The 2,898-nt window shown below is 50.4% G+C and carries 2 protein-coding genes and 1 pseudogene; 1 reads left to right on the top strand and 2 read right to left on the bottom strand.

Annotated elements, in window-relative coordinates:
* Positions 1-284, bottom strand: a pseudogene (locus O9332_RS19090) (transposase family protein); the annotation flags it as partial.
* Between the two features lie 663 nt (positions 285-947).
* On the opposite strand from O9332_RS19090, the gene kdpA reads away from it, so the two are divergent.
* Positions 948-2,693 (top strand): potassium-transporting ATPase subunit KdpA, encoded by a 1,746-nt coding sequence (gene kdpA / locus O9332_RS19085; protein WP_002761776.1) that lies wholly within the window; start codon positions 948-950, stop codon positions 2,691-2,693.
* On the opposite strand, the gene O9332_RS19080 is transcribed toward kdpA, so the two are convergent.
* The gene (locus O9332_RS19080) at positions 2,640-2,798 is read right to left on the bottom strand and encodes a hypothetical protein (RefSeq protein ID WP_196219863.1); all 159 of its coding nucleotides are present in this window, start codon (positions 2,796-2,798) and stop codon (positions 2,640-2,642) included. The genes kdpA and O9332_RS19080 overlap by 54 nt on opposite strands.
* Between the last annotated feature and the right edge of the window lie 100 nt (positions 2,799-2,898).

The following is a 2,898-nucleotide window of genomic DNA, read 5'->3' as shown; positions in this document are numbered from 1 at the left end:
CGTTTCTTGGCGACAAAATCTAACTCTTCACTAAAGGGTTTTCGACAATTATCGCACTTAAATTGACGACGATTAACCTGTAGGTACACTGGTTGTCCTGAGATTGGTAAATCTTTGACTAAATGTCGATGATTTTGGTGGAGTTTATCGCTCTCTAACCCACAACGAGGACAGATTGCTTTTTGATTTTTCGATTCGATTCGTCAAACTATACCGATATTTTCTAGGTGTCGATAGCCTTGAATACAGGTTCCTTGTAGGTTCAAAAATTTGTCAAGTATCATAAGTAAAACACTCGGGTTTTTGGCCATTATATCAAATCTTAACTCGATTGTCTATCTTTTGGTATTAACCTGTTGATGCCTTAAGTCCTTCCCTATATGGATTTCAGCTACTTTTGAGCGTAGGCGCTCTCATCGAATTTTATTTTAAGTTAATTATTTGCATAACAATTCCAGAAGAGCCATTCAAATCTGATCCCTGATAGCTGTCTCGGAGTCCCCCGTCTCCTGTCTCGGAGTCTCCTGTCTCGGAGTCTCGACTAGGAAATTAATTTTGCACGACTACTTATAATACTAAATCCGTTAAGTATAGGTAACATATCAGGATAGGCACTCATGCAAGAGGCAAGAGGCAAAAGGGGGAATAGATAATCAGTTTTTAATAACTGGATTTAGGATAATTGCTAATTGTTGGTATTGCTGCATAAGTGCGTAAAAGCTGATAGGATAACGAACGGAAAAAATATAGCTTGTCAAGGTGCAAGAAATCGCTATAATCGTTCCAGCAGAGGCGATAATAATCCCTCGATCATCCATTTGTTAATGATCGCTAATGATTAGACAAACTCGGTTTTCAGCAAGCGGTTTCGAGACAGCGAACCCGTGAGGGTCCCGGTTGATCGTTGATCGAGCCTCCACTGGCCTTTTTTTGGAGTTGATCGAACCATGTTGCAAGGATGGATTCAAATCGCGCTCACGATCCTGATAATCGTGGCGATCACCCCCTTTTTCGGGCGGTATATGGCTAGGGTGTTCATGGAACGGAGAACCCTACTCGACCCACTGTGCGATCGAGTCGAGAGTCTTCTTTACACCTTCGTCGGGGTGAAAGGGAAAGAGAATATGACTGGCTGGCAGTACGTCCGCGCCGTTCTCTACAGTAACGCGGTGATGGCAATTCTGGTTTTTTCCCTGATTGCGGGCCAAGGAGTCCTTCCCCTCAACCCGACGGGGATCCCCGCCCCTTCTTGGGACACCACGCTACATACGACGATTTCCTTTATCACCAACACCAACCAACAGCATTATTCCGGAGAAACCACCCTCAGCTACGGGAGTCAGATCTGGGGTCTTGGCTACCAGATGTTCACCTCGGCCGGAACCGGTCTAGCGGTGGGGATCGCCTTTATTCGGGGACTGACGGGGCGACCGTTGGGCAATTTCTATGTGGATCTGATCCGAGCGATCACCCGTATCCTCTTACCGATCTCGATCGTGGGGGCAATTGCCCTGATCATCGCCGGAGTCCCGGAAACCCTCGCGGGCCCGGCGATCTTGCCGACGCTAGAAAACCCCAACCTGAGTCAGGCGATCGCCCGCGGTCCAGTGGCCCACTTCGAGATTATTAAGGAATTGGGAGAAAACGGCGGCGGCTTTTTTGCCAGCAACTCGGCCCACCCCTTTGAAAACCCGAACGGATTCGTCAATCTGGTGCAGTTGGTAGCGATTCTCTCGATTCCCACCTCCCTGATCTATACCTACGGGGTTTTCGCCGATAATCTCAAGCAAGCTCGGTTAATCTATCTAATTCCCCTCGGTATCTTCATCGGCTTTACGATCATCACAGCGATCGGGGAATATAACGGCAACCAGGCGGTTAACTCCCTGCTAGGGGTGGAGCGAGCGGTTAACTTCGAGGGCAAAGAAGTACGCTTCGGTTGGGCGCAATCGGCCCTGTACGCGGTAACTACCACGGCCACCATGTGCGGTGCGGTGATCGCCATGCACGATTCCTTGATGCCGAACGGCGGCTTCGCCACCCTCTCGAATCTGTTCCTGCAAATCGTTTTCGGCGGCCAGGGAACCGGCACCGCCTACCTGTTTGCCTATCTGATCCTGGCGGTATTCGTCACCGGGCTAATGGTGGGGCGAACCCCCGAATTCCTCGGGCGCAAAATCGAGAAACGGGAAGTGGTGTTAGCGAGTTTTTTAATTCTGCTGGTTCACCCGATCGCCATCCTCATCCCTGGAGCGATCGCCCTTGCCTTTCCCGACTTTCAGGGCATCAGTAACCCCGGCTTTCACGGATTATCTCAAGTTATCTACGAGTACGCTTCCGCCGCTGCCAATAACGGGTCGGGATTCGAGGGACTAGGGGATTCCCAACCTGCGCCGCTTGCGATTGCGGCTGGTGCCAAACCGACGATTACCGCTCTCTGGTGGAATCTAAGTGCCTCCTTCAGTTTACTCGCCGGACGGTATATCCCGATCGCCGCCCTGCTCTTGTTAGCCGATGGGATGTCCCGCAAACAACCAGTTCCCGCCACCACCGGAACCCTCCGCACCGATACCGGACTCTTTACCAGCGTGACGGCGGGGGTGATTTTAATTCTCGGTGCGCTGACTTTCTTGCCGATATTAGCCCTCGGGCCGATCGCGGAAGCCTTTCAAATCACCCGGATGATCGGCTAGGAGTTTAGACAGGGTTTGCGGCAAAAAGTTTTTCCGGGGGGTAGGGTGTGGGGTGTGGGGTGTGGGGTGTGGGGTGTGGGGTTTTACCAGTTTTGAGGTGGCCAATTACCTAATTTTCAGGGAAAAAGTGCCTAAATTTCCCCCCGATCACTCCCAGATCCAGTACTTTTTGATTGACAAAAGGTCTAAAAGTCTTACCCAACAA

It is taken from the genome of Microcystis sp. LE19-10.1B, from assembly GCF_027530565.1.
Lineage (GTDB): Bacteria > Cyanobacteriota > Cyanobacteriia > Cyanobacteriales > Microcystaceae > Microcystis > Microcystis aeruginosa.
Note: the sequence above shows the minus strand (reverse complement) of the source record. Positions and strands in the feature narration are given on the sequence as shown.

Bases quoted from the DNA above. Each gene is read 5' to 3' on its own strand.
- kdpA (WP_002761776.1), top strand. From the start codon at position 948: ATGTTGCAAGGATGGATTCAAATCGCGCTCACGATCCTGATAATCGTG.